Origin of the sequence: Williamsia sp. 1138 (assembly GCF_002095435.2) — a bacterium.
GTDB lineage: Bacteria > Actinomycetota > Actinomycetes > Mycobacteriales > Mycobacteriaceae > Williamsia.
Window position 1 is genome coordinate 1 of record NZ_MJEJ02000003.1, and the last position, 1,396, is coordinate 1,396.

Annotated in this window: 2 protein-coding genes; both read right to left on the reverse strand. The window is 61.5% G+C overall.

All coding sequences use genetic code 11. The features are described from left to right. On the reverse strand, positions 1-578 hold a 578-nt coding region (locus tag BH683_RS00015), incomplete at its 3' end, for a DDE-type integrase/transposase/recombinase (RefSeq protein WP_143695939.1). A 5-nt stretch (positions 579-583) separates the two neighbouring features. Next, entirely contained in the window at positions 584-1,060 is a 477-nt protein-coding gene (locus tag BH683_RS00020) for a hypothetical protein (RefSeq protein WP_084834288.1), read from the reverse strand. Positions 1,061-1,396 lie beyond the last annotated feature (336 nt).

Below are 1,396 nucleotides of genomic sequence, written 5' to 3' on the forward strand. Positions count from 1 at the left end.
GGGCCGTGCTCGGCGATGGCGGTGGTGAACATGTCGATCGCGGCGGGCTTGTTTTCGGTGTACTCGATGCGCCAGCAGACCGGGTGGCGGGAGAACACGTCGATCGCGAGGTAGAGCTTGTAGCGGTCGTCGTTGGTCGGGCCGTGCAGGTCGGTGATGTCCCAGGACCACAACTGACCCGGGCCGCTGGCATGAATGATTGGTTTGGATCGACTGTGGTTGCCGGGGCTGCTGTGGTGGCCGCGGCGGCGGTCACCGACCGTGCCGTAGCGCGCAGCGATCCGGTAGAACGTGCGTGGTGAGCAACCGATCTCACGCTTGTCGAAAGCGCGCCAATATGTTTGCTGCACAGACAGATCCGCGTATTCTTCACGGTTCAATATCTCGACAATGACCTCTTCTTCGGTGGCGGTCAGCGCAGCCGGCTGGAACCGCTGCGTGTGCGGCACCGGATCCTGGACCGGCTTGTAATGACGGTAACCGCGCTCGATCCGGTAGTAGGTCGAGCGAGCCAGACCGGTCAATGCGCATGCGGCTTTGACCCCGATCCAGGTGTGAGTGGCCAAGGCGGTGACCAACTCGGTCAGGAAAGATGATGTCGCTTGAGCCAGGCCTGGTACTGCTCGGCGCTCATCAACGCCGGTGGGATCTGCGGACCCTCGTCCTCGGTCGAGCTCTTGGTGATCCCGTCCAAGAGCTCGAAGGCTTTTCCCATGATCTCCAACGCCGCCTCGGACTGGGCGTTCTTCTTCTCCAACCGGGCGACTTTGGCGCGCAACCGGGCCAGCTCAGCGCGGTCTTGGCTGTCCATGCGGTCCCTCGTTTTGTCGGCGGCAGCGACCATCGAGTCACTGAACGCACCAGACTCGCGGGCCTCTAACCACTCTCGCACGGTCGCCCGAGTCAGGTTGTACTCACGCATCAACCGAGTCTTGGCGCCGCGTTGCACCGCCAGGTCCCAGCGCTGCAAAAACGCAACCCGGAACGCGATCGGGAACGACCGCCGCCCCTTCGCTGACCGTCCAATCGGGATATCGATCGGGGTATCCAACAAATCCATGTCACACTCCATCCCCACCACCCCTACCACACCTTGTGTCTTACGACCAGGATGGCAGAGAGGGTTGAACGTGTGCAACTGACTCGAGCGTGTGCATCTGCCGCAAGACCGGAAGATTACCGACGCGTTACCGCTGTGAGGTTCTTGAATCGCAGATTTGGTCCCGGGATAACCACTGGGAAACGCATCGAATCTGTACTGGAGCATGCAGCCGGATCCGGCTTCTCGCCTCCGCGGCAATGACGTCGCAGCGGCTCAATCCTTGCCCCTCACCAGGAGTCCTGATGTCTGAGATCGACCAAGCCATTGCCGAGAATATCAAGAAGTCCCTCGCCG